Here is a 24,492-nt window from a genome sequence, read left to right on the forward strand (position 1 = left end):
AGGAAGTGCGCATGCGGGTCGGAGCCGTCACTTGAGGATTCTGCACACCTCGGACTGGCATCTGGGGCGGTCCTTCCACCGGGTGAATTTGCTCGACGCCCAGGCCGCCTTCCTCGACCACCTGGTGGCGACGGTGCGCGAGCGGGACGTGGAAGCCGTGCTGGTGGCGGGTGACGTGTACGACAGGGCGGTGCCGCCGCTCGCCGCCGTCGAGCTCTTCGACCGGGCCCTGCACCGGCTGGCCGCCGCCGGCGTGCCGACGGTCATGATCTCCGGCAACCACGACTCGGCCCGCCGTCTCGGCGTCGGCGCGGGGCTGATCGACCGGGCCGGGATCCACCTGCGGACCGACCCCGCCGGTTGTGCGACACCCGTCGTACTCGGCGACGCCCACGGCGACGTCGCCTTCTACGGCCTTCCCTACCTGGAGCCCGCTCTCGTGCGCGACGAGTTCAAGGTCTCCCGGGTGGGACACGAAGCGGTCATCGGCGCGGCGATGGAGCGCGTACGGGAGGACCTCGCCGGGCGGCCCGCCGGCACCCGGTCGGTCGTTCTCGCGCACGCCTTCGTCACGGGCGGCGAACCGAGCGACAGCGAGCGCGACATCACGATCGGCGGCGTGGCCTCCGTCCCCGCCGGCGTCTTCGACGGCGTCGACTACGTGGCGCTCGGCCATCTCCACGGCTCCCAGGCCATCACCGCCCGGGTGCGCTACTCGGGCTCCCCGCTCGCGTACTCCTTCTCGGAGGCCGACCACCGCAAGACGATGTGGCTGATCGACCTGGGCCCCGGCGGGGAGATCGAGGCGGAGCGGCTGGACTGCCCCGTTCCGAGGCGGGTCGCGCGGATCCGCGGCCCGCTGGACGAGCTCGTCGAGGACCCCGCGCTGGAACGGCACGAGGAGTCCTGGATCGAGGCGACGCTCACCGACACCGTCCGCCCCGCGGAACCCATGGCGCGGCTCTGCGCGCGCTTCCCGCACACCATCAGCCTGGTCTTCGACCCCGAACGCACATCCGACGACCCCCGGGCCTCGTACGCCCAGCGGCTCAGGGGACGCGACGACCAGCAGATCGCCGAGGACTTCGTGGCCCATGTGCGCGGCGGCAGCGGACCGGACGAACGGGAACGCACGGTGCTGTACGGCGCGTTCGACGACGTACGCGTGGACGACACGACCCGCGAGGTCGCCCGGTGAGGCTGCACGCCCTGGACATCACGGCCTTCGGGCCCTTCGGCGCCACCCAGCGCGTCGACTTCGACGCGCTCGGCGCCGCCGGGATCTTCCTGCTGCACGGGCCGACCGGCGCGGGTAAGACGTCCGTGCTGGACGCCGTCTGCTACGCCCTGTACGGGGCCGTGCCCGGCGCGCGGCAGAGCCCCGGGGCCTCGCTGCGCAGCGACCACGCCCCGCACGACCTGCCGACCGAGGTGCGCCTCGAACTCACCGTGGGCGGACGGCGTCTGGAGATCACCCGCCGGCCCGCACAGCCGCGCCCCAAGAAGAAGGGCGCCGGCTTCACCACAGAGAAGGCGCAGAGCTGGCTGCGCGAGCACGAGCACGACACCGGGTGGAAGGCGCTCAGCCGCTCCCACCAGGAGATCGGCGAGGAGATCACGCAGCTCCTCGGCATGAGCCGGGAACAGTTCTGCCAGGTGGTCCTGCTGCCGCAGGGCGACTTCGCGCGCTTTCTGCGCGCCGACGCGGAGGCGCGCGGCAAGCTCCTCGGCCGTCTCTTCGACACCCGCCGCTTCGCCGCCGTCGAGGACCGTCTCGCCGAACTGCGGCGCTCGGCGGAGCAGCGGGTACGCGCGGGTGACGAGCGGCTGCTCGCCGTGGCGCAGCGGATGGCGCAGGCGGCCGGCGACAGCGCGGACGCGCGTGCCTGGCCGCTGCCCGACGCGCAGCCGGGCGATCCCGGGCTCGCCGCGGCCGTACGGGAGTGGGCGGCGATCGCGCGCGGCGGGGCGTACGAGCGCCTCGACATCGCCGAGTCGGCCGTGACGGCGGCCGGCAGCCGCCGGGACACAGCGCGGCGCACGCTGGACGCCGAGCGCGAACTGGCCGCCCTCCAGCAGCGGTACGCGGACGCGCGACGCCGCTCCGACGTACTGGAGGCGCGGCGTCCGGAGTACGAGCGGCTGCGCGAACGGCACGACCGCGCCCGCCGGGCCGAGCGCGTCGCCCCGGCCCTGTCGCTGCGCGACGACGCCGAGCGGGAGCACCGCGCGGCGAGCGCGGCCCGCGAGCGCTCGCGGGGCGAACTGCCGCCGGACCTGGCCGACGCCGGGGCCGAGCGGCTCGCCGCGCTGGAGCGGCAGCTGCGGCAGGAACTCGGCGGCCTGGAAGCCGCGCGCAGGGCGGAGCGGCGCGGCGAGGAGATCGTCCGGGAGCGGACGGCACTGGAGCGTCAGGCCCGGGCCGACGAGGAGCTGCTGCGGGACGCCGCCGACTGGCTCGGCGGCTGGGACGCGACCCGCCGCCGGTGCCAGGAGCGCATCGAGGCGGCGCAGGACGCGGTGGCCCGTGCCGAGCACCTGGCCGGGCGGCTGGAACCGGCCCGCCGCCGGCTCGACGCCGCGCGTCGGCGCGACGCGCTCGCCGACCAGGTCACGGCCGCCGAGGACCGGCTGCGGGCGGCTCGCGAAGCGGCCGTCACGGCGCACGAGACGTGGCTCGACCTGAAGGAGCGCCGCCTGCTGGGCATCGCCGCCGAGCTGGCGGCCGGCCTGCGCGACGGTGCGCGGTGCGCCGTCTGCGGTTCCACCGAGCACCCGAAGCCGGCCCGCGCGGCGGCGGACCAGGTGGACCGTACGGCGGAGGAAGCGGCGTACGACGCCCACACGCGGGCGGAGGCGACGCGCGCCGACGCGGAGCGCGCACTGGCCGCCGTACGCGAGAGCCACGCGGCGGCCCGTGCGCAGGCTCGGGGCTCCGACGCCGACGGGGTGCCGCACCAGACGCCGAGGTTTGCCCCGTCGGCCGGGCTCCCCGCCGACGCGCACGTCGGCGCGGCCCCGCACCCGGAGTCGGCCGCCGGCTCCGGCGGCGGTGACGCGGCAGTCGCCGGATGTGACGGCGCTCGGCGGGTCTGGGACGCGGAACCCGTGGGTGGGCCCGGCGCCGCCGTACGAGGGCTCCCGGCGCAGTCCACCGGTCCCGAGCCGGAACCTTCGGGTGCCCCTTCGGCGCGCGCTGCGGCCGGCGGTGCGAGCGGCCCGCGCGACGTGGGCGTCGGGGAACTGTCCGCCCTCGTCGAGGAGCTGGACCGGGAGCACGCCCGGGCGCGCGCCACCGCCGCAGGTCTGCACGCGGCCCGCGAGGCGCTCGACCGGGCCGAGCAGGAGTACGCGCTGCGCGTCGACGCGCAGCGACAGGCCGAGCGCCGGGCCGCCGCCCGTACGTCGCAACGCGAAGCACTCGACCGCGAACTGGCGTCTCTTGAAGCCGAGTTGGCCCAGGCCCGTGGCGAGGCGCGCAGTGTCGCCGAGCACGCCGCGCTGCTGGAGCGCCGTGTCCGGCTGCTCGGCGGGGCCGCCGAGGCGGTGCGCGCGGTCGAGGCCACCGCCCAGCGCCTGAAGGAGGCCGACGACCGGCTCGCCGACGCCGCGTTCACGGCCGGGTTCGATACACCGCGGGCCGCCGCCGAGGCACTGCTCGCGGACGCGGAGCATCGCGACCTCCAGCGCCGGACCGACGAGTGGCAGCGCGAACAGGCTGCCGTCGCGGACCGGTTGGCCGAACCGGAGACCGCGGCGGCCGCCGCCCGCCCCGAGGCCGCGCCGGAACGGGCCCAGCAGGAGTTCGACGCCGCCGAGCGCGCACTGCTCGACGCCTCGTCCGCGCTCGACGCCGCCCGCGAGCGCCGCGACGCACTGGCCGCGCTGTCGCGGCAGGCCGCCGACGAGACGCGACGCCTCGGCCCGCTGCGCGAGGAGTACGAGCGCGTGGCGCGCCTCGCCTCGCTCACCGCGGGCACCTCCGCCGACAACGAACGCAAGATGCGGCTGGAGTCGTACGTCCTCGCGGCCCGCCTGGAGCAGGTGGCGGCCGCTGCCACCGCCCGCCTCCAGCGCATGTCGTCCGGGCGCTACACGCTCGTGCACTCCGACGCCAGATCCGGCGGTCGCGGCCGTTCCGGTCTCGGTCTGCACGTCGTCGACGCCTGGACGGGCATCGAGCGCGACACGGCGACCCTCTCCGGCGGCGAGACGTTCTTCGCCTCGCTCGCCCTCGCGCTCGGGCTGGCCGACGTGGTCACCGACGAGGCCGGCGGTGTGCGGCTCGACACCCTCTTCATCGACGAGGGCTTCGGCAGCCTTGACGACCAGACCCTCGACGAAGTGCTCGACGTACTCGACTCCCTGCGCGACCGCGACCGCAGCGTCGGCATCGTCAGCCACGTGGCCGACCTGCGGCGCCGCGTCACCACGCAGCTGGAGGTCGTCAAGGACCGGCACGGATCCGTGGTGCGCCACCGCACCGCCGGGGTCAGCGGCTGAGTGCGCGCCGGGGCAGCGGCGAGGAGTACACGACGCTGGTGGTGACCGAGCCGAGCGTGCCGAACCGGCCCGAGACCTCTTCCAGGTGCTTCATCGAACGGGCCGCGACCTTCATGACGAAGCAGTCGTCGCCCGTCACGTGATGTGCTTCGAGCACCTCGGTCGTCACGGCGAGCAGGTCGTGGAACGGCTTGTAGTTGCCGTGCGGATAGCGCAGCCGCACGAACGCGAGGATGGGCATTCCCAGCGGCTCCTGCTCGACGACGGCCGTGTAGCCCGATATCACCCCCGCTTCCTCCAGCCGCCGCACCCGCTCCGTCACGGCGCTCGCGGACATGGAAACGGTGCGGGCCAGCTCGGCGAAGGTGGCCCGGCCCTCCCGCTGCAGGGCCTCCAGAATGCGCCAGTCGGTGGCGTCCGGTGAATATCCGCTCATGTCCCCGAGACAACAGGGAATCCACCGGCAGATCAAGGCAGGAGCCGGGGAATCCCACTTCAGCCCGATGATCACTCGCCGTAGATTTCTGTCCATGACGACGACACCGCTCACCTCCGCCCCGACCGCCTCCACCCGTGCGAACGCCGTTCTGCGCGTCCCGCCGGCCGCCCCCGCCGCGGCCGCCGCGTACTTCGGCGCAAGCCTCGCGTTCCACGCCGACGTGTCCGACGTGGCCTCCGTCCTCGCGTCCGGCGAGAACCCCGGCTTCGTCGTGGTCGACTCCCGCTCCACCGAATCGTGGGACCAGGGCCACGTGCCCGGCGCCGTGCACCTGCCGACGGCCCTGATCCCCGCCCAGGCCGAGCGGCTCCTCGACAAGGCCGTTCCGGTCGTCACGTACTGCTGGGGGCCCGGCTGCAACGGCGCCACCCGCGCCGCCCTCGCCCTGGCCGAGCTCGGCTACCAGGTCAAGGAGATGCTCGGCGGCATCGAGTACTGGATCCGCGAGGGCTTCGAGGTCGAGACCCGGGAGGGCCGCGAGCGGCGCGACGCCGACCCGCTGACCGCCCCCCTCGGATCCGACGACTGCGGCTGCTGACAGCCGGGTTCACCGTACGGCGTGACGCCTGGGCCGCAGAAACCACGTGCGACGCGGCCCCGCCTCGGCCACCGGGCACGCCGCCCGCAGCAGCACGTCGGGCGAGTCTGTGCCGTCGCTCGCGTCCTGGCCGCTCGCCCAGGCCGGCCCGGCCGCCACGACCGCCACTCCCCGTCCACGGCGCGACGTCCGGCACCACCGCACTCGGCAGCCTCATCCGGCAGAAGCGGGCCCATCGGTTCTCCCGCCGCCGGTTGCCGCACGGCTCCCGGCGCGGGTCAGCGCGTCGAAGAGCGGGGCCGGGTCCGCACCGGCCGGCAGACCGCTGACCTGCCCGTCGCCGGCCTCCACCACCCGCCACACCCCGTCCTCGCGCAACGCCAGGTCGGTCGTCACCCAGCGGCATCCGAGCGCCAGCACGGCGGGGCGCACGGCGGTGAGGTCGGGCACGGGGAGTTCGGCGGGGGAGTCGGGGTGCGCCGTAGCGAGGACCGGCTCACCGTCGACCCACCACACACGCGCCTCGCCACCCGGCACGAACGGCTCGTACTCCCGCACCACGAGGCCGCCCGCCAGCGCCTCCTCCTGAAGCTCGAAGAGGCGGCGTACGACGGCGGCGAGCCTCCCCGTGTCGGCGAGCGCGGGGACGAAGCACGCCTCGTCCCACTCGTGCTTGCGCGACTTCACGAAGTCCTTGACGACAGCGGCGCCCGGACCGAGCGGGGCGGTGAGCGCGGCGAGTTCGGACGCGGAGGGGGGCCGGCCCGGGGGCAGCGCCCGCCAGACGCTGTGCGGCGTGAGGTCCGCGAAGGCGCCGTACCAGCCGGGAAGTTCGTGGGCGCGGCCGAAGTCGGCGGCCGGGGTGAGCAGGGCGCAGCCACGCGCGCGCAGGCCGCGGGCCAGCTCCTCGTACCGGGACACCGGGACCATCCACCCCCGGTACCAGTACGGTCCGGAGCCGCGCGGCACGCGGGCGAGCGCCGCCTCCGTGTCCCCGGCGAGCAGCGCGTCGTGGTCGAGGAGCGCCACCTCCCCGCCGGAGAGCCGCGCGCACGCCGCCTCCGCGGCGAAAACCGGGTCGGGCCGCCGGCCGCCGAGCGGGTCGGAGCAGAAGAGATAACCGGTACCCATGAAACGCACTCCCCGTTCGCACCTGCCAGAGGGCGGCCGGGCTCGTCGAACCGCCCGAGCCCGGCCGCCGTGCCACCCCGCGTGAGCCGGGTCAGAGCTTCGACAGCTCGTCCACCAGGTCGTCCAGGCCCAGCGAACCCTGGGACAGCGCCGCCATGTGCCACGCCTTCGCGTCGAACGCCTCGCCGTGCGCCTTGCGGGCGTTCTCCCGGCCCAGGAGCCAGGCGCGTTCGCCCAGCTTGTAGCCGATCGCCTGGCCCGGCATGGACAGGTAGCGGGTCAGCTCGCTCTCCACGAAGTCCGCGGGCCGGCCGCTGTGCATCCCGAAGAACTCCTGGGCGAGCTCCGGTGTCCAGCGCTCACCCGGGTGGAAGGGGGAGTCCGCCGGAATCTCCAGCTCCAGGTGCATGCCGATGTCCACGATGATCCGTGTGGAGCGCATCATCTGGGCGTCCAGATAGCCGATCCTGCGCTCGGGATCGCCGAGGAAGCCCAGCTCGTCCATCAGCCGCTCCGCGTACAGCGCCCAGCCCTCGGCGTTGGCGCTGACCATGCCCACGGACGCCTGGTAGCGGGACAGCCGGTCCGCGACGTGCACCCACTGCGCCAGCTGGAGGTGGTGGCCGGGAACGCCCTCGTGGTACCAGGTCGAGGTCAGGTCGTACACCGGGAAGCGGGTCTCGCCCATCGTCGGCAGCCAGGTGATGCCCGGCCGTGAGAAGTCCTCCGAGGGGGTGGTGTAGTACGGGGCCGCCGCGCTGCCGGGCGGCGCGATGCGCGACTCCACCTTCCGTACGCGCTCGGCGAGTTCGAAGTGCGTGCCGTCGAGCGCCTCGATCGCCTCGTCCATCAGGTTCTGCAGCCAGGCCCGGGTCTCCTCGACCCCTTCGATGTGCGTGCCGTGCTCGTCGAGCCACGACAGCGCCTCCCACGGCGTGGCCGCGCCCGGCAGGATCTTCTCGGCCTCGGTGCGCATCTCGCCGAGCAGGCGGTGGTACTCCGCCCAGCCGTACGCGTACGCCTCGTCCAGATCGAGGTCGGTGCCGTTGAAGTAGCGCGACCAGCGGGCGTAGCGCTCGCGGCCCACCGTGTCCGGCGCGCCCTTGACGGCCGGGCCGTACACGTCCCGCATCCAGTCGCGCAGCGCGGCGACCGCGCCCGTGGCGGCGCGGGCCGCCTCGTCCAGCTCGGCGCGCAGCGGCCCGGGTCCCGCGGCGGCGAAGTCCTCGAACCAGCCGCGCCCGTCGCCCGCCCACTCGGTCAGCTGGCCGGTGAACGTCTCCGTGGCGCGCGGGCCGCCGAGCAGTCCCCGCTCCAGACCGAGCGCCAGCGACGCCCGGTACCCCTCCAGCGCGCCCGGCACCGCGCGCAGCCGCTGTGCGACGGCGGCCCAGTCGTCGTCCGTCTCGGTGGGCGTCACGGTGAAGACGCCGCGCACGCTGTGCGCGGGGGAGTGGATGTTGCTGACGGTCCGCAGGTTCTCGTCGGCCTCGTGCACGGCGAGTTCGGCGGTCAGCCGCTCGCGCAGCAGCCGGCCGCAACGGCGCTCCGCGTCGCTGTCCGCGCCCGGCAGGGCCTCCGCCTCGTCCAACAGGGCGAGCGTCGTACGGGCCAGCTCGGCGAACGCCTTCTGCCCCTCGGGAGAGAAGTCCGGCAGGCTGGCGGAGCACTCCCTCACTCCCAGGTACGTACCGGTGATCGGGTCGAGGGCGACGAGGGCGTCGACGTACGCGTCGGCGACCTGGCGGGGGAGGGCGAGCGGGCTGCTCGGAGTGACTGACATGCGGACATCCTCGTACGGGGAGGGCCCCTTCGTCACTACCGTCGGGCGCCGGTGACCTGAGGCGTCCGGTTCCGGTTCAGCGGCCGGCCGGCGCCTTCGCCGGGGGCGGCAGCAGCGGTCCGCAGTCCCACGCCTGGAAGATCAGCCGCGTCTCGACGCGGGCGACCTCGCGCCGCGAGGTGAACTCGTCCAGCACCAGCCGCTGGAGATCCGCCGGGTCCGCCATCGCCACGTGCACGAGGTAGTCGTCGGGGCCGGTCAGATGGAAGAGCGCCCGGGTCTCGGGCAGGGCCCTGACCCGGTCCACGAAGGGGCCGATGAGCTCGCGCCGGTGCGGGCGCACCTGAACCAGCAGCAGGGCCTCCAGACCGCGGCCGAGCTTGGCGGGGTCCAGCCGCAGCTGATGGCCGAGGATCACCCCCGACCGGCGCAGGCGCGCCACCCGGTCCAGGCAGGTGGAGGCCGCGACCCCGACTTCAGCGGCCAGGTCGCGGTAGGTGGTCCGCGCGTCGTTCTGCAACAGGCGCAGAATGTGGAGATCAACCGGGTCGAGTGCGACGGATTCGGCCATGGCCCGAACGTAACACGGAGTTCTCGCCCTACTTCCCGGTAGTTGTTCAGAGTCATGTCATGAACACCGACGCCTCGACCACACCCCGGGCCCTGGCCACCGAAGCCGTGCACGCCGGCCGCGAAGACCTCGCCGCGCTGGGCGTGCACTCCGTGCCGCTCGACCTGTCGACCACCTATCCGTCGCACGACAGCCGGGGGGAGGCGGCCAGGATCGACGCCTTCGCCACCACCGGCGCGCGGCCGGACGGCCCGCCCGTCTACGCCCGCCTCGACAACCCGACCACCGCCCGCTTCGAGGACGCCCTGGCGCGGCTGGAGGGCGCCGAGAGCGCCGTCGCCTTCGCCAGCGGCATGGCCGCGCTCAGCGCCGTACTCCTCGCCCGCGCGAGCGCGGGGCTGCGCCACGTCGTCGCCGTACGGCCGCTATACGGATGCAGCGACCACCTGCTGAACGCCGGGCTCCTCGGCACCGAGGTCACCTGGGTCGACCCGGCCGGGATCGCGGACGCGGTACGCCCCGACACCGGCCTGGTGATGGTCGAGACCCCCGCCAACCCGACGCTCGCCGAGGTCGACGTCCGGGCCGTCGCGGCGTCCTGCGGGCAGGTGCCGCTGCTCGTGGACAACACGTTCGCGACGCCCGTGCTCCAGCGGCCCCTGGAGCACGGCGCGCGGTTCGTCCTGCACAGCGCCACGAAGTACCTCGGCGGGCACGGCGACGTACTGGGCGGCGTCGTGGCGTGCGACGAGGAGTTCGCCCGCACCCTGCGCCAGGTGCGATTCGCCACCGGCGGCGTACTGCACCCGCTCGCCGGATACCTGCTGCTGCGCGGCCTCTCCACGCTGCCCGTACGGGTGCGGGCCGCGTCGGCGACCGCCGCCGAGCTGGCCCGCCGGCTGGCCGCCGACCCGCGGGTGGCGCGGGTGCACTACCCGAGGATCGGCGGCGCGATGGTGGCCTTCGAGGTGTACGGCGATCCGCACGCGGTGATCGGCGGCGTACGCCTGATCACGCCGGCCGTCAGCCTCGGCAGCGTCGACTCGCTCATCCAGCACCCCGCCTCCATCAGCCACCGCATCGTGGCCGAGACGGACCGCCGGGAGTCGGGCGTCAGCGACCGGCTGCTGCGGATGTCCATCGGGCTCGAGGACGTGGAGGACCTGTGGCGGGACCTGTGCGAGGCGCTCAGTGCCGCCGGGGCTGCCCGGCCTGTGTCACTGCCTGCGCCGGAGCCGGCTCAGCTCCCGCACGGGCGGGACTCGGTCGCCGGTCCGGCGCGGTGAGCCGCGCGGTGACCACGAGCGTGCCCTCCTCGATCTGGTAGTCGAGGGGCAGGCCGAGCCCCCGCATGGCCGCGACCATGCCGGTGTTGGACGACTGCGTGACGGCGTACACGCTTTCGCAGCCCGCCTCGACGGCGAGCGTCACCAGGCGTTCCAGCAGCTCGGTGCCGATGCCGCGGCGCTGCCACGCGTCCTCCACGAGCAGCGCCACCTCGGTCTCGTCGCCGTCCCACAGGAGGTGGCCGAGGGCGACGAGGCGGCCGGAGGCCGTCTGTACGGCGAGGGTGCGGCCGTAACGGGGGCTGAGGAGGTGGGCGAGGTAGCGATCGGCGTCGCCCACCGGCCCGTGGTAGCGCAGGCTCAGGGTGCGGTCGCCGCAGCGGTCGTGCATGGCCCGGGCGGCTTCGAGGTCGTCGAGTCCGGCCCTGCGGACGGTGATCTCGTTGCCCTCGGGAAGTGTCAGAACGTCCGCGCTGCGGGGGATGCGGGGGCCGAGGCGGGCATCGAGCTCGACGAGGGCGCGGGCGCGGGCGAACTCCGTGGGGGTGAAGGGCAGGTAGTGGCGCTCGACGGTGATCGCCCCGCCCGACGGGTCGCGCAGCTTCATGACCGTGCCGTCGAGTATGCCCTCGACCGGAGCGCTCTCGCCGGTGGGCCGCCCGCCGAGGGTGGTCGCCGGCAGCGAGTGGATGGTGCAGCGGCCGAGCAGCTGGCGCAGCGCCAGCGGGAGTTCGGCGGCGTCGAGGGCGGTGCGGGTGGCGAGGCCGAGCACCCGGGTGGGGGCGTCGACCAGGTCGTGGGCGTCGGCCCGCTCCAGCCAGGTGTCGCTGCCGCCGGCGGCAGCGGTCTCACGGCTGAGGTGGGCGGCCTGGAGGGTGGCGGGGGCGCGCAGCAGCAGCTCGTCGACGGTGCCTTCGGCGAGGGGGTGGGTCTGCAGGGTCAGGATGTCCACGCCGTGGCGCGCCAGTGCCGTGCACAGCAGCGCGAGGCTGCCGGGCTCGTCCTTGACGGTGGTGCGCATCCGCCACAGCGCGGTGTCGGGAGCGGCCGTGGTGTCGCCGGCCTGTCCGCCCTTCGCGTCCGCGGCCGTCGGGTGCGCGCCCGCGCCGGCCGGGGCCGTACGGCGCGATTCCGGCGGCGGTGCATGGCTGTGCCTTCGGGCCCACCAGGTGTGGAACCCGGCCGTGGCGGCCAGCGCCACGGCCGAGATCACCAGGAGGTACGGTCCGTCCGGACCGTGCACGATCGTGTTCGCGACGGCGTCGGCGACGGCCACCGCCGTGAACAGCGCGGCGAGTTCGACGAGGTCCCGCCGCCAGTGGTGGGTGCGGCGGGTCCGCTTGGGGTTCCGCGCGGACGCCGGCCCGGTCACTTCAGTCATGTCGGTCATGGCACCACTGTGACCGAGCGGTGTTGCGTGATCGCGAACGCTTTGTGACTGATGGGTTAAGTGTGCTTCTGGGCAATTAAGGCTCATTTTCAACCACTTCAGAGTCCCACCCGGCCCGGCTGAAGCACCTTGCTGAACAACACCACGCCTCCCTCGGCGCGCAGGCGCACCGTCAGTTCGCCGCTGCCTCCGTCGATCTCGACTTCGCCGAAGTACTGCGGCGACTCCATGGGCGACACGTTGGCCCGCGTCGGCGCCTGTACGAAGACCTGGTCCGGGCCGTATGTGGCGTCGAGCCGGCCCGCCGGGAAGCCGCCGGCGGCCAGCGGCCCGGAGACGAACTCCCAGAACGGCGCGAAGTCCTTGAACGCCGCACGGGAGGGGTCGTAGTGCTGGGCCGACGTGTAGTGCACGTCGGCGGTGAGCCACACCGTGCCGGTGATACGCGCGTGCTTGATGTGACGCAGCAGCTCCGCGATCTGGAGCTCCCTGCCCAGCGGCGCTCCCGGGTCGCCCTGCGCGACCGCCTCGAAGTTCGCAGCACCGTCCGGGACGACGATCCCCAGCGGCATGTCGGACGCGATCACCTTCCACACGGCGCGGGAGCGCGACAGCTCGCGCTTCAGCCAGGCGAGCTGCTCCGCGCCGAGGATCCCGGTCGCGTCGTCGGGCTGCCGGCCGGGCGAGTTGGCGTTGCGGTACGTGCGCATGTCGAGCACGAAGACGTCGAGCAGAGGGCCCTGCCGGACCACCCGGTAGATCCGCCCGTTGTCCTCGCGGCCCTCCCCGCGCCCGCGCGCGGGAAGCGTCGAAACCGGGAAGTACTCGCCGAACGCCCGCATCGAGCGCGCCGCGAGCACGTCGACGTTCTTCTCGGTGTAGCGGGCGTCGTCGAGGATCTGGCCGGGGTACCAGTTGTTGCGCACCTCATGGTCGTCCCACTGCACGATCGAGGGGACCTGCGCGTTGAAACGGCGTACGTTCCCGTCCAGCAGGTTGTAGCGGAAGTTCCCGCGGAACTCGTCCAGCGTCTCGGCGACCTTCGACTTCTCCGGCGTGGTGATGTTGCGCCAGATCCGACCGTCCGGCAGCGTCACGGACGGCTTCACGACGCCGTCCGCGTAGATGGTGTCTCCGCTGCACAGGAAGAAGTCGGGGTCCAGCCGGCGCATCTCCTCGTACACGCGGTAGCCGCCGATGTCCGGGTTGATGCCCCAGCCCTGCCCCGCGATGTCACCGGACCACAGGAAGCGCACCCCGTCGCGTCGCTTCGCGGACGCCGTACGGAACGTTCCCAGGAACGGCTCCCCGGTGCGCCGGGGATCGTCGGGATCGGCGAGGATCACCCGGTAGTGCACCTGCTCGCCGGAGGGCAGTCCGCGCAGCGCCGTCGTTCCCGTGAAGTCCGTTCCGGGGCCGAGCAGGGGGCCGTGCCATCTGCGCGGGCAACGGAAGGACTCCGTCGCGGACGTCTCCACGATCATCCGGGCGGGGCGGTCGGACCGTACCCACACCAGACCCGAAGACGACGTGACGTCGCCCGTCTGCACGCCCCAGGCGGCGCGCGGGCGCCCGGAGAGCGCCTGGCCCGGGGCTGCCGCCGCCGTCGCGCCCCCGGCGAAGGCGGGCAGGGCGAGCGCGGCCGAGGCGGCCAGGGAGCCGCGCAGGAGGGTGCGCCGGTCGGGGGACTGGCTCGGCGCCGGGTTCTCCGGCCGGCTCTCCGCGGGGGTCCCGGCGCGGTTTTCCGTGCGGCTCTCTGTGCTGGGTTCCGTGCGGCTCTCCCCGGGGCGTTCCGTGCTGCTCTGCGGTCGGCGGTACGGCATCAAGGAGCCTCCAGTGACGGTGTGTTCCGGTGTGCGACGCCATGCCTGGTCCCCGGCCGCGGCGATCACACGAACCACAAGTGAACAACCGGCCGTCGTTCCGGGGAACAGGCCGGCACCCTCCGTCATGGCCGGCCCCTCGCGCCGTACGCGCGCGTGGGTCACGCCGGGGGCGTGACCCGGGGCGCTTCCGTCTGCCTGTCCGAGGGGACGCCTCCGCGTCGTATCAGCTGCTCGTGTCGAGGATGACCCGGGCCACCAGCGCGGGATCGTCGTTCATCGGAACGTGCCCGCAACCGGGCAGCCTGACCAGCCGTGCGCCGGGGATCGCCTGCTTGGCCCTGACCCCCTGGCGGCGCAGCAGCAACCGGTCGCGGCTGCCCCAGGCGACCGTCACCGGGATGTCCGGCACGTCGTCGGTGAACAGCACGGAGCGGCCGGCCGAGAGCGTCTCGGCGAATCCGGTCGCATCCCGCAGCGCCAGTGTCTCCGCGACGACGGCCTCCGGTGTACGCCACCCCGGCCGCGCGTAGATGGTGCTGGTGAGCGCCGTCCGGCCGGCGGCCGTTCGCGCCAGGCGCTCGACGACCGGCGTCGGCAGCGTCCGCGCCCCCAGCCGCATCCCCCGGAGCGTGCCGAAGGCGTAGCGGCGCTCGCTCTCCGTCCAGAAACCGGCCGGTGACAGCGCCGTGACCGACCGTACGAGCTTCTCCCGGCCCAGTTTCAGGGCCAGCAGGCCGCCGAGGGAGTTCCCGGCGACGTGGGGGCGCTCGACGCCCAGTGCCTCGCACAGGGAACCCAGTACGGGAACGACCGTCGCCAGGTCGTACGCGAAACCGTGGGGGAGCGCGGTCGAGCGGCCGAACCCGGGAAGGTCCACGGCGATCACGTCGCGTTCGGCGGCCAGCGCCGACATCACGGGCTCCCAGGCCTGCCAGTGATGGCCGATCCCGTGCAGCAGCAGGAGCGGTTCGCCGGCGCCCCTGCGCTCGTACGCGACGGAGAGGGTGTGGCTGCCCGTGGGGGACTCGACGCTGAAGGAGACCTGTGCGGCCATGCTGCTGCTCCCTGGGTGGGGGTGTCGCTAGACAATGCGTCAGCAATAACTACCGCCCAGTAGACTGGAGTTCAAGAGGTTGTTCGGCTCCGGCGTTCGGCCGTCTTCCTCGATGTGCTGGGATGGAACGGTGACCGCAGACACCCTGACCGAGGTCTTCGAAGAGCACCGCCCCCTGCTGACCGGAGTGGCGTACCGGATGCTCGGCCGGGTGGCCGACGCCGAGGACGTCGTGCAGGAGGCGTGGCTGCGCTGGTCGGCCCAGGCGCGCGACGACGTACGGGAACCACGGCCCTACCTGGTACGGATCACCACCCGGCTCGCCGTCGACCGGTTGCGACACGTACAGGCGCGGCGCGAGGCGTACGTCGGACCGTGGCTGCCGGAGCCGCTCGAGACCGACTTCGGCGCGACCGTCGAGGACACCGCGGAGCGCGTGCTGCTCGCCGAGTCCGTCTCGCTCGCGGTCCTCGTCGTTCTGGAGTCGCTGTCGCCGCTGGAGCGCGCGGTGTTCGTGCTGCGGGAGGCGTTCGGCTTCCCGTACCAGGAGATCGCGGCCACCCTGGAACGCTCGGAAGCTGCCGTGCGGCAGCTCGCGGGACGCGCCCGGAGGCACGTCGGGGAACGCAGGCCGCGGTTCGACGTGGACCCCGCGGTACGGCAGGACCTGACTCAGCGGTTCCTGGCCGCCGCGTCGGGAGGGGACCTCGACGCGCTGCTCCGGCTGCTCGCGCCGGACGTCAGGCTGGTCGCCGACAGCGGCGGCAAGGCCAAGGCGCCGGTGCGGGTCATCGAGAGCGCCGACAAGGTGGGCCGCTTCCTGTTCGGGGCGGCCCGGCAGCCCGTGCCCGACAGCGAGTTCCGCTTTCTGGAGCTCAACGGCGGGCCCGCCCTGCTCGTCCTGTCCGGTGGAAAGCCCGACGCCGTCTTCCAGGTGGATGTCGTGGACGGCCTCATTCAGTGCGTCTACATCGTTCGAAACCCCGACAAACTCAACACGCTCGCCCCATAAGGGCGGCGCTCGCACCGCGTCGATTGGTCTTGACCAAGCCAGACGCCGGACTTATGGTCGCAGAGTTAGTGCAGGAACCTTTAATAAACAAGGGCGCGGAAACTCGCCCGGGGACCAGGCCGATTGCGGAGGATCAGGGTGGGGACCACGCAGCTCGATACGGTGCCTGAGCCGAAGTACTGGCACCTCAAGACCGTGCTCAGCGAGGCACTCGACTCCGATTTCGCGGTCGGTGAGATCCTGCCCAACGAGCGTGAGCTCGCGGCGCGCTTCGGCGTCGCGCGCGCCACTCTCCGTCAGGCGCTCGAACAGTTGGAGCTGGAAGGCCGGTTGCAGCGCCGTCGCGGCGTGGGCACCACCGTCGCCCCGCCGCGCGTCGGCGTGGACGTGGGCGCCTCGCAGCACGGCTGGCCCGGCGCGGCCGGCGACTCGTGGCAGCCCGTCGACTGCGTCGGCGCCGCCGCGCCCGCCGCGGTGGCCCGCATGCTCGACGGCGGCACGGGGGACGAGGTGCACACCGTGCGCCGGATCCGCGTGAGCCACGGCCAGCCGGTCGCCGCCGAACTGATCTACGTACCGGTGTCGTCCGTACCGGACCTCGCCGCCATCGAAGCGCCCTCGGGCCCGGCCCGCGCGCGGGCTGTACTGCGGGAACTGCAGCGCCTCGCGATGGACGGCCAGGACCGCGCCGTGGAACTCGGCTCGGCCCGCGCGGACGACGCGAAGGAACTCGACCGGCTGCCGGGCGCGCCCGTCCTCGTCGTCACCACGCGCTACTTCGCCGAGGGCCGGACGGCCGCCGTCTCCGTGGCCACCTACCGGGCGGACACCTGCCGGCTCACGTTCGGCGACTCCGGCGACCTCGAGATCAGCCACCACGGCCAGGAACGCCAGGCCTCCTGACCGGGCCGCCGGACGGCAGGGCGCGCAGGTGTTACGGCACGGTCCGTCGTACGATGCGGGCTCCAACGCGGCAGGGTCCTCGAAGCGGCGCGGTACAGCGCGCGTCGGGTCGCAGCCCGTCGTACGTCGTGGCCAGTCGTACGGCGCGGTTTCTCGAACGGCCACCGTACGAGGCGCGGTACGCCGTACGGCACGGCACGGCACGGTGGGCATTCCATCGCGGCACGTGGACGGCACAGTGTGACGAACCGGCACCTCACGGTACGGCCCGCCGCACGCAGGCAGGCAGGGCACGGTGCGGTCGTACCGCACTGCCCGGCCGGCTCGGTACTGCGGGTCGTACGGCACGCCCGGCGCAGCCACGAACTCCTCCCAGGCCGGGCCGACCGCAACGGCACCGCACGTCGCACACGCCCGACCCGCCGTTACGGCACCGCACGTCGCACGCCCGGCCCGTCGCGCTCAGCGGCGGGCCGTCACCGTTCCCTCGACAGCGAAGAGCTGCTCCTCGACATGGTCGAGCGCGAGGCGCAGCGCACCGGTCGCCACGGCCGCCTCACCGAGCAGGGACAGGGCAACCTGCGGCGGGCGCAGACAGTACCGTGCCAACTCGCCGCGCAGCGGCTCCAGTACGCCGTCGATGCCAGCTGCCCATCCGCCGATCACCACCAGTTCCGGATCGAGCGCCAGAACCAGCGCCGCCACGTCGTGCACCAACCGCTGGATGAACCGCTCGACCGCCTCCCGCGCGGCGCGGTCACCCTGCCTGGCGCGCCGGAAGACGGTGGCGACGGCTTGCTCGTCCAGCGGGAGCACCGGCTCGTCCGTCGTCGACAGCAGCATCTCCGGTGTGACCTCGCGGCCCAGCAGGTGCAACGCGCCGATCTCACCTGCCGCGCCGCCGAACCCGCGGTGCAACCGCCCGCCGATCAGTGAACCCGCACCGGGGCTGAGCCCTGCCAGGACGAACACGATGTCGTCCGAGTCGACGGCGGAGCCCTTCCAGTGCTCGGCGACCGCCGCCGCGTTGGCGTCGTTCTCCACGAGCACGGGGCAGCGGAAGGAGCGGCGCAACCGCTCACCGAGCGGCAGCCCGGTCCAGTCGGGGAGCGCCGTGCCCAGCCGTACGGTGCCGTCGGCTTCCACGATGCCCGGGGTCCCGACCCCGACGGCGCGCAGCGAGCTGCGCGGCACGCCGGTGCGGCGCAGGACGTCCGCCACCATGGCACGTACCCGGTCGAGCCGCTCGTCGGCCGAGGCGGTCTCGGACACCGTGCGTGAACCGGCGCCGATGACCCGGCCGTCCAGGCCCGACAGTAGAGCGGCGATCCGGTGCGGACCGATTTCGACGCCCATCAGGTGCCCGGCCTCGGCGCGGAACCGAAACCTCCGGGCCGGCCGCCCCTGCCGCCGCGCCTCGCCCTCCTCGGGCGGGGCCTCGACGACGAGCCCGGTCTCCATGAGCCCCTCGACGACCCCCTCGACCGTGGGCCGGGACAGTCCGGTCACCCGCGTCAAATCGGTGAGGGTGGGCGAATCCGCGCCGCGTAGTGCGTGCAGCACCACCGCGGAGTTGATGCGCCGCAACAGAGAGGGGTCCCCGCCGGTCAACCGCCCCACGGTGTGTCCTCCCAGCTCGCGCGCTTGTTCTGCCGGATCGTACTCGCTGGTCGGTAACGCGGCGAGAGCGGTCCCACCGCGTCGGCCTCCCGCACCGCCACCGCGCAGCGCCGGGAGCACCTACCGGGGCGTGACGAAGCCGGACTCGTAGGCGGCGATCACGGCTTGGGTGCGGTCCCGGGCGCCGAGCTTGGCGAGCACGGCGCTGACGTGCGTCTTCACCGTCTCGGTCCCCACGACGAGGCGCGCGGCGATCTCCGCGTTGGACAGGCCCCGGGCCATCAGCCGCAGCACTGCGGCCTCTCGTTCTGTGAGCGCGGCCCGGTCCATGGCCTCGCGGGCCGGGCTGCTGCCGTATTCGGCGGCCAGGGCGCGGACCGCGGCGGGAAAGAGCAGCGACTCGCCCTCGGCGACGAGGCGGACGGCGTGCACGATCTCAGCGGGCCGCGAGCGCTTCAGAAGGAAGCCGTCCGCCCCGGCGCGCAGCGCCTCGTAGACGTACTCGTCGTTCTCGAACGTCGTGACGACCAGGATCTTCGGCGGAGCCTGCACGGTGCGGAGCACGGCCCGGGTCGCCTCGATGCCGTCCATCAGCGGCATCCGCACATCCATCGCCACGACGTCCGGCCGCAGTTGGCGCACGAGCGGAATCACCGCGGCCCCGTCGGCCGCCTCCCCGACGACGCTGATGTCGGGCTGCGCCTCCAAGACGGCGCGCAGACCCGCGCGGACAAGGGGCTCGTCGTCGACCAGGAGAACGGTAACCGGCATCCGCTCAGCGTAGGCCGTCAAGCGGCAGCCTCACGTACACCCACCACTCGCCCTCGTGCGGCCCCGCGTGCGCCTCGCCGCCGAGCAGAGCGGCCCGCTCCCGTATACCGCGCAGGCCGTTGCCGTCGACGCTCGTCGTCGGCCCGGAACCGTTGAGCGGGCTGATCACGTCCAGTTCGAGGCGGCCCGCGAGAACCGCTATGCGTACCCGGACCGGGACCGGGCCGCTGTGCCGCAGCACGTTGGTGAGCGATTCCTGGAGGATGCGGTACCCCTCTCGCGACACAGGTCCGGCGATGCCCTCCAGCGGACCGGACAGGTCCGCGTCCACCTTCGCGCCGGACGCCCGAGCGGACTCCAGCAGCCGGCCGGCCTCGGCGAGAGTCGGGCCGGCCCCGGGGGAACGCCCCGATTCCCGCAGGACGAGCAGGACGCGCTCCAGGTCCTCCAGTGCCGCCCGGCCGGTCTCCTCGATGGCCACCAGAGCGCGTTCGGTGAACTCCGCGCTGTTCGCGGCGCGGGCGGCGCCCGCCTGCACCACGGCCACGGTCAGGGCGTGCCCGATCGAGTCGTGCAGCTCGCGAGCGATGCGGTTGCGCTCCAGGAGTTGCTCGGTGCGCTGTTCGAGCATGGTGAGCCGGTCGGCCGGGGACGGCCCCAGCAGGCGCCGGGCGATGAACGTGATCAGCTCGCCGGCGCCCACGACGACGGCCAGCAGAACGACCAACGGCAACGGGGACAGCAGGGCGTACCACCAGTGGCCCCCCGTCATGGAACCCAGAAATATGGACTCGTCGACGGCACCGCCGCCCGCCATGACGACGAGGTCGACCGAGGTCATCGGCAACTGGCCGGTGAGCAGGGCCACCACACACCCCAGCACCAGCCGTGCCTCGAGCCACACGACGGTGCGCCAGCGGTCGGCCCACGACGACGAAGGCGCCGCGACGATGGCCGCGTCATCCTGGCCGTCACCGTCAGGCAGGAGCAGCAACCGGGCCTGAACGCCTTCCACCAGCCGGACCCAGGGGACCAGGCCGGCCAGTCCGACCAGCACCACGGGTACGTACAGGTGTGACGTGTCGATGAACATCCACAGGCCGATCACCACCACGGCGATCCACAGATGCACCCAGCGGGTGTAGGTGACCGGCCGGGTCAAGGGGCGCAGGAGTCGCGATACGGAGTGGCGCATGACGTCATCGTTTCAGGGCCGGTGGCGGCGACGGCTCCCCCGCGCGGGGGAGCCGATCCCCTCGGACGGGGGAGGACCAGGCGGTGCCGCCGAGGCCAGCCTGGAGCCATGAACAGCATCGACGTCCAAGAGCTCACCAAGGAGTACGGCACCACACGCGCCGTGGACCGTCTCACGTTCAGCGTGAGGCCCGGCCGGGTCACCGGCTTCCTCGGCCCCAACGGCGCCGGCAAGTCCACCACCATGCGCCTCGTGCTCGGTCTTGACCGGCCCACGTCCGGCTCCGCCACCGTCGGAGGGCGGCGATACGCGGAGATTCAGGAACCGTTGCGCCAGGTGGGTGCGCTGCTCGACGCCCAGTCGGCGCACGGGTCCCGCACCGCCCGCGACCATCTGCGCGTTCTCGCGGCGACCAACCGCATAGCGGTGCGCCGCGTCGACCAAGTGCTGGAGGAGGCCGGTCTGGCGGCGGTCGCGGGGCGACGGATCAAGACGTTCTCGCTCGGCATGCGCCAGCGCCTCGGCGTCGCCGCGGCACTGCTCGGCGACCCGCCGGTGGTGATGCTCGACGAGCCGTCGAACGGTCTCGACCCGGAGGGCATCGTCTGGATCCGTGAACTGTTGAAGAGGCTGGCCCGCGAGGGCCGCACGGTGCTCGTCTCCAGCCACTTGATGAACGAGACCTCCTCGTTCGCCGACCACCTGGTCGTGCTCGGCCGGGGCAGGTTGCTGGCCGACACACCCGTGCGGGAGTTCCTTGAAGCGCGCAGCCGGCCCAGGGTCCTGCTGCGGACCACCGAGCCGGACCGGCTGCGCGCCGCACTCGCCCGCACGGGTCACGCACTTGAGCCGCTCGAGGACGGGCGCTGGAGCGTGGACGGCGCCAAGGCCGGGGCGATCGGCGCGACAGCGGCCCGGGCAGGCATCACGATCCTCGAACTCTCGGACGAGCAGACCTCACTGGAGCAGGCCTACCTCGATCTCACGGCCACCGAGACGCAGTTCGCGTCCGCTTCCCCCACCACACCGCAGGAGGCCTGACCATGCCCACTACCGCTGCCCTGCACTCCGAGTGGCTCAAGATCCGGTCCATGCGCTCGCTCACCGGCTCTCTGGGAGCTGTCTTCGCCGTCACCGTCGCGATCACCGTGCTCGTGAGCGCCACGGTGGGACAGGCGGAGGCCGGCACGGCGGACTTCGACCCTGTCTTCGGCGCCTTCTACGCCTTGAACTTCGGCCAGATCGCGGCCATAGCGTTCGGCACGCTGGTGGTCTCCTCGGAGTACGTGAACGGCGCACTGCGGACGTCGCTCGCCGCCGTACCCGAACGGCGCCGCTTCTACGCCGCCAAGATGGCGCTCGTGGCCGGCCCGACGCTGGTCGTGGGGACGGGCACCGGGTTCACAGCGTTCCTGGCAGGCCAGGCCTTCATGGGGGAGCACGCCATAGGGCTCGGTGATCCGGGCGCACTGCGCGCCTGCGTCGGCTCCGGCATCTATCTGGCGCTGATGGCTCTCTTCGCGGCCGGCCTGGCCACGCTGCTCCGCAGCGGAGTCGCCGTACTGAGCCTGCTCATACCCTTCATCCTGATCGTCTCGTTCGTGATCGGGGACGTCGCGGAAGGGGCCGCCACCTACCTTCCGGACCGGGCGGGGCAGTTGGTGATCCAGCAGGAACCGCCCGGGAGCCTGGGACCGTGGACGGGTCTGGCGGTCACCGCCGCCTGGGCAGTGGCGGCGGTGCTCGCCGGATGGTGGGCGCTGCGGCGTCGCGACGCCTGACAGAAGGCCAGTTGTCAGTGCCGGGAGGTTTACTGACGACATGAGCACCGCACGGTATCTCGCCCTCATAGACGTGCTGCGCGCACGGGAGTTTCCGGCTCGGCGCGGCAGGTCGGACACCGGCTTCAGCGGACCCGGCTATCACACGGCGGAACTGATCGCCGCGGGCGAGCCGGAGGACGAGGACGCCGCGAATTGTCTGGAGGCACGGGAGCAGTGCGTGGCCGAGCACGACGCGCTGGTGGCCGTGCTGGGCGCGAGGTGGGGCGAGCCGCAGGTGTTCAGCCTCTGGAGCGTGCTGGAACGGAGCATCGGAGGAGAGGACATACCGGCGCCCTGGGACGAGGCGAGCGCGGGGTTCGACAGACTGCACATCTGGCGGACCGACGGCAGGTGGGTCGCCGTGGGACTCGCGCTCGAGGACGAGGGGCCGGCGTACGAGCTGGCGGTGGTCGTCACCGACATTGATCCGCCGTAGGCGCGGATGCCGGAGTCGCCGCAGCTCCTCGGCCTGGCGGCCGATGCCTGGCGGCCGTCGCCCGGCGCGCCGGCACCGCAGGCAGCGGCTGGGCCGCTAGCTCCCGGCTTCCGTGTCCCGGGCGGCCTCGGACGCGGTCCGCAGCCGGGCGAACTCCTCGGCCATGGTCTGTGCGGTCCAGTGGGCGTTCAGTCCGCTGGGGTTCGGCAGGACCCAGACCCGGGTCTCGCCGATCGTCCGCTCCTGCGGCCCGACCGTCGCCTTCCGCTCGCCGAACGCCGTGCGGTAGGCGGTGATGCCCACCACCGCGAGCCACTTCGGCCGGAGCAGTTCCACCTTCTCCGTCAGAATGCGACCGCCTTCGCGGAACTCCTCGTCGCTTATCTCGTCGGCCCGTGCGCTCGCCCTGGCCACCACATTGGTGATGCCGAGACCGTAGGAGAGGAGTTCGTCCTGCTCCGACGGCTTCAGCCGGCGGGGGGTGAAGCCCGAGAGGTGGAGCACCGGCCAGAAGCGGTTGCCGGGACGGGCGAAGTGGTGGCCGGTGGCGGCCGACATCAGCCCGGGGTTGATGCCGCAGAAGAGCACCCGCAGGCCACCCGTGACCACATCGGGGACGCGGCGGTCACGGGCGGCCAGGAGCTCTTCGGGTGTCATGCCGCGCGGATCAGAGGATCGACCCGGGGGTGTACCCGGCGGCGTCGGGGTGCTGCTTGACGATCTCCTCGATGCGGGAGACCACGGAACCGACCTGCTGCGCCGCCGCCCCGGTGAACGACAGCTTGTCGGCCATCAGCTCGTCCAGCTGCGCGCGGTCCAGCGGGATGCGCTCATCGGCCGCGAGCTTGTCCAGCAGCTCGTTGCGCTCGGCGCCCTGCTCACGCATCGCCAGCGCCGAGGCGACGGCGTTCTCCTTGATGGCCTCGTGCGCGAGCTCGCGCCCGACTCCGGCCCGCACCGAGGCCATGAGCACCTTCGTCGTGGCGAGGAAGGGGAGGTAGCGGTCGAGTTCGCGGGCCACGACGGCCGGGAAGGCGCCGAACTCGTCGAGCACCGTGAGGAAGGTCTCCAGAAGGCCGTCGAAGGCGAAGAACGCGTCGGGCAGGGCGACACGGCGCACCACCGAGCAGGACACGTCGCCCTCGTTCCACTGGTCGCCCGCCAGCTCGCCCGTCATCGAGGCGTAGCCGCGCAGGATCACCATGAGGCCGTTCACACGCTCGCAGGAGCGGGTGTTCATCTTGTGCGGCATCGCGGACGAGCCGACCTGGCCGGGCTTGAAGCCCTCGGTCACCAGCTCGTGGCCGGCCATCAGCCGGATGGTCTTGGCCACGGAGGAAGGAGCGCCCGCCAGCTGCACCAGCGCGGTGACGACCTCGTAGTCGAGGGAGCGCGGGTAGACCTGACCCACCGAGGTGAAGGCCTGCGAGAAGCCGAGGTGGACGGCGATCCGCTGCTCCAGGTCCGCCAGCTTCCCGGCGTCGCCGCCGAGCAGGTCCAGCATGTCCTGGGCCGTGCCGACCGGGCCCTTGATGCCGCGCAGGGGGTAGCGGCCGAGCAGCTCCTCCAGGCGTCCGTACGCCACCAGCAGCTCGTCGGCCGCCGTCGCGAAGCGCTTGCCGAGCGTCGTGGCCTGGGCCGCGACGTTGTGCGAGCGGCCCGCCATGACGAGCTCCGCGTACTCACCGGACAGCTTGCCGAGACGGGCCAGCACGGCGACCGTGCGGTCGCGCATCAGTTCCAGCGAGAGCCGGATCTGCAGCTGCTCCACGTTCTCGGTCAGGTCGCGGGATGTCATGCCCTTGTGGACCTGCTCGTGCCCCGCGAGCGCGTTGAACTCCTCGATCCGCGCCTTCACGTCGTGGCGCGTGACCTTCTCGCGCTCGGCGATCGACGCGAGGTCGACCTGGTCGAGTACGCGCTCGTAGTCGGAGACGGCCTCGGCGGGCACCTCGATGCCGAGGTCCTTCTGGGCACGGAGCACCGCGAGCCACAGCTGGCGCTCCAGCCTCACCTTCTGCTCGGGGGACCACAGGACGGCGAGTTGCGCGGAGGCGTAGCGGCCGGCCAGGACATTGGGGATGCGAGGCTTCGCAGGAGCAGCAGTCACGTGACCAGATTCTACTGGCGGTTTGTGCAGGCCAGCGCCGC

The 24,492-nt window shown here is 73.0% G+C and carries 21 protein-coding genes; 9 read left to right on the forward strand and 12 right to left on the reverse strand.

Features of this window, described 5'->3' with window-relative positions:
- Positions 1-31 precede the first annotated feature (31 nt).
- Positions 32-1,198 (forward strand): exonuclease SbcCD subunit D, encoded by a 1,167-nt coding sequence (locus tag AC07FK_RS09540; RefSeq protein ID WP_479104059.1) that lies wholly within the window; start codon positions 32-34, stop codon positions 1,196-1,198.
- Positions 1,195-4,503, forward strand: a complete 3,309-nt coding sequence (locus AC07FK_RS09545) for an AAA family ATPase (protein ID WP_479104060.1) — start codon at positions 1,195-1,197, stop codon at positions 4,501-4,503. The genes AC07FK_RS09540 and AC07FK_RS09545 overlap by 4 nt, the downstream gene beginning before the upstream one ends.
- On the opposite strand, the gene AC07FK_RS09550 is transcribed toward AC07FK_RS09545, so the two are convergent.
- Complete coding sequence (locus tag AC07FK_RS09550) at positions 4,493-4,939, reverse strand: Lrp/AsnC family transcriptional regulator (RefSeq protein WP_479104062.1); 447 nt, start codon at positions 4,937-4,939, stop codon at positions 4,493-4,495. The two genes, AC07FK_RS09545 and AC07FK_RS09550, sit on opposite strands and share 11 nt — an antisense overlap.
- A 94-nt stretch (positions 4,940-5,033) precedes the next feature.
- Here AC07FK_RS09550 and AC07FK_RS09555 point away from each other — a divergent pair, with 94 nt between their 5' ends.
- On the forward strand, positions 5,034-5,540 hold the full coding sequence (locus AC07FK_RS09555) for a rhodanese-like domain-containing protein (RefSeq protein WP_479104063.1): 507 nt from the start codon (positions 5,034-5,036) through the stop codon (positions 5,538-5,540).
- A gap of 213 nt (positions 5,541-5,753) precedes the next feature.
- On the opposite strand, the gene AC07FK_RS09560 is transcribed toward AC07FK_RS09555, so the two are convergent.
- The 3 genes from AC07FK_RS09560 to AC07FK_RS09570 form a co-directional block, all read right to left on the reverse strand.
- Positions 5,754-6,671, reverse strand: coding sequence for an ATP-grasp domain-containing protein (locus AC07FK_RS09560; RefSeq protein WP_479104065.1), 918 nt, complete (start codon positions 6,669-6,671; stop codon positions 5,754-5,756).
- 91 nt (positions 6,672-6,762) lie between these two features.
- Positions 6,763-8,454, reverse strand: a complete 1,692-nt coding sequence (locus AC07FK_RS09565) for a DUF885 domain-containing protein (protein ID WP_479104067.1) — start codon at positions 8,452-8,454, stop codon at positions 6,763-6,765.
- Between the two features lie 76 nt (positions 8,455-8,530).
- Entirely contained in the window at positions 8,531-9,025 is a 495-nt protein-coding gene (locus AC07FK_RS09570) for an Lrp/AsnC family transcriptional regulator (RefSeq protein WP_479104068.1), read from the reverse strand.
- A 59-nt stretch (positions 9,026-9,084) separates the two neighbouring features.
- Between AC07FK_RS09570 and AC07FK_RS09575 the strand changes: the two genes are divergently transcribed.
- Positions 9,085-10,311, forward strand: a complete 1,227-nt coding sequence (locus AC07FK_RS09575) for a trans-sulfuration enzyme family protein (protein WP_479104070.1) — start codon at positions 9,085-9,087, stop codon at positions 10,309-10,311.
- Here AC07FK_RS09575 and AC07FK_RS09580 read toward each other — a convergent pair.
- From AC07FK_RS09580 to AC07FK_RS09590, 3 genes are all read right to left on the reverse strand, one after another.
- Positions 10,214-11,692 carry an N-acetyltransferase family protein gene (locus AC07FK_RS09580; RefSeq protein WP_479104942.1) on the reverse strand — a complete coding sequence of 493 codons (1,479 nt, stop codon included), beginning with the start codon at positions 11,690-11,692 and terminating at the stop codon, positions 10,214-10,216. The two genes, AC07FK_RS09575 and AC07FK_RS09580, sit on opposite strands and share 98 nt — an antisense overlap.
- Positions 11,693-11,799: 107 nt before the next feature.
- A complete protein-coding gene (locus tag AC07FK_RS09585) occupies positions 11,800-13,524 on the reverse strand; it encodes an alkaline phosphatase D family protein (protein WP_479104072.1) in 1,725 nt (574 codons plus the stop codon).
- Positions 13,525-13,750: 226 nt separating this feature from the next.
- Positions 13,751-14,581: an alpha/beta fold hydrolase gene (locus AC07FK_RS09590; RefSeq protein ID WP_479104074.1), complete on the reverse strand. Its 831-nt coding sequence runs from the start codon at positions 14,579-14,581 to the stop codon at positions 13,751-13,753.
- 130 nt (positions 14,582-14,711) lie between these two features.
- On the opposite strand from AC07FK_RS09590, the gene AC07FK_RS09595 reads away from it, so the two are divergent.
- Both AC07FK_RS09595 and AC07FK_RS09600 read left to right on the forward strand, forming a co-directional pair.
- The gene (locus AC07FK_RS09595; protein ID WP_479104075.1) at positions 14,712-15,593 is read left to right on the forward strand and encodes an RNA polymerase sigma-70 factor; all 882 of its coding nucleotides are present in this window, start codon (positions 14,712-14,714) and stop codon (positions 15,591-15,593) included.
- 138 nt (positions 15,594-15,731) lie between these two features.
- Positions 15,732-16,496 (forward strand): GntR family transcriptional regulator, encoded by a 765-nt coding sequence (locus AC07FK_RS09600; RefSeq protein WP_479104077.1) that lies wholly within the window; start codon positions 15,732-15,734, stop codon positions 16,494-16,496.
- Positions 16,497-16,958: 462 nt separating this feature from the next.
- On the opposite strand, the gene AC07FK_RS09605 is transcribed toward AC07FK_RS09600, so the two are convergent.
- The 3 genes from AC07FK_RS09605 to AC07FK_RS09615 form a co-directional block, all read right to left on the reverse strand.
- On the reverse strand, positions 16,959-18,116 hold the full coding sequence (locus AC07FK_RS09605; RefSeq protein WP_479104078.1) for an ROK family transcriptional regulator: 1,158 nt from the start codon (positions 18,114-18,116) through the stop codon (positions 16,959-16,961).
- Positions 18,117-18,236: 120 nt separating this feature from the next.
- Positions 18,237-18,887 carry a response regulator gene (locus AC07FK_RS09610; protein WP_479104079.1) on the reverse strand — a complete coding sequence of 217 codons (651 nt, stop codon included), beginning with the start codon at positions 18,885-18,887 and terminating at the stop codon, positions 18,237-18,239.
- A gap of 4 nt (positions 18,888-18,891) precedes the next feature.
- Entirely contained in the window at positions 18,892-20,082 is a 1,191-nt protein-coding gene (locus AC07FK_RS09615; protein WP_479104081.1) for a sensor histidine kinase, read from the reverse strand.
- Between the two features lie 108 nt (positions 20,083-20,190).
- Between AC07FK_RS09615 and AC07FK_RS09620 the strand changes: the two genes are divergently transcribed.
- From AC07FK_RS09620 to AC07FK_RS09630, 3 genes are read left to right on the forward strand one after another with little or no spacing between them, the layout of a single operon-like run.
- Positions 20,191-21,123, forward strand: a complete 933-nt coding sequence (locus AC07FK_RS09620) for an ABC transporter ATP-binding protein (RefSeq protein ID WP_479104083.1) — start codon at positions 20,191-20,193, stop codon at positions 21,121-21,123.
- 2 nt (positions 21,124-21,125) lie between these two features.
- Entirely contained in the window at positions 21,126-21,863 is a 738-nt protein-coding gene (locus tag AC07FK_RS09625; protein WP_479104085.1) for an ABC transporter permease, read from the forward strand.
- 40 nt (positions 21,864-21,903) lie between these two features.
- The gene (locus tag AC07FK_RS09630; protein ID WP_479104087.1) at positions 21,904-22,341 is read left to right on the forward strand and encodes a hypothetical protein; all 438 of its coding nucleotides are present in this window, start codon (positions 21,904-21,906) and stop codon (positions 22,339-22,341) included.
- A gap of 96 nt (positions 22,342-22,437) precedes the next feature.
- On the opposite strand, the gene mug is transcribed toward AC07FK_RS09630, so the two are convergent.
- On the reverse strand, positions 22,438-22,998 hold the full coding sequence (gene mug, locus AC07FK_RS09635) for a G/U mismatch-specific DNA glycosylase (RefSeq protein WP_479104088.1): 561 nt from the start codon (positions 22,996-22,998) through the stop codon (positions 22,438-22,440).
- Positions 22,999-23,008: 10 nt separating this feature from the next.
- Complete coding sequence (gene purB / locus AC07FK_RS09640) at positions 23,009-24,451, reverse strand: adenylosuccinate lyase (RefSeq protein ID WP_479104090.1); 1,443 nt, start codon at positions 24,449-24,451, stop codon at positions 23,009-23,011.
- Between the last annotated feature and the right edge of the window lie 41 nt (positions 24,452-24,492).

Source organism: Streptomyces sp. NPDC046122, assembly GCF_056429965.1.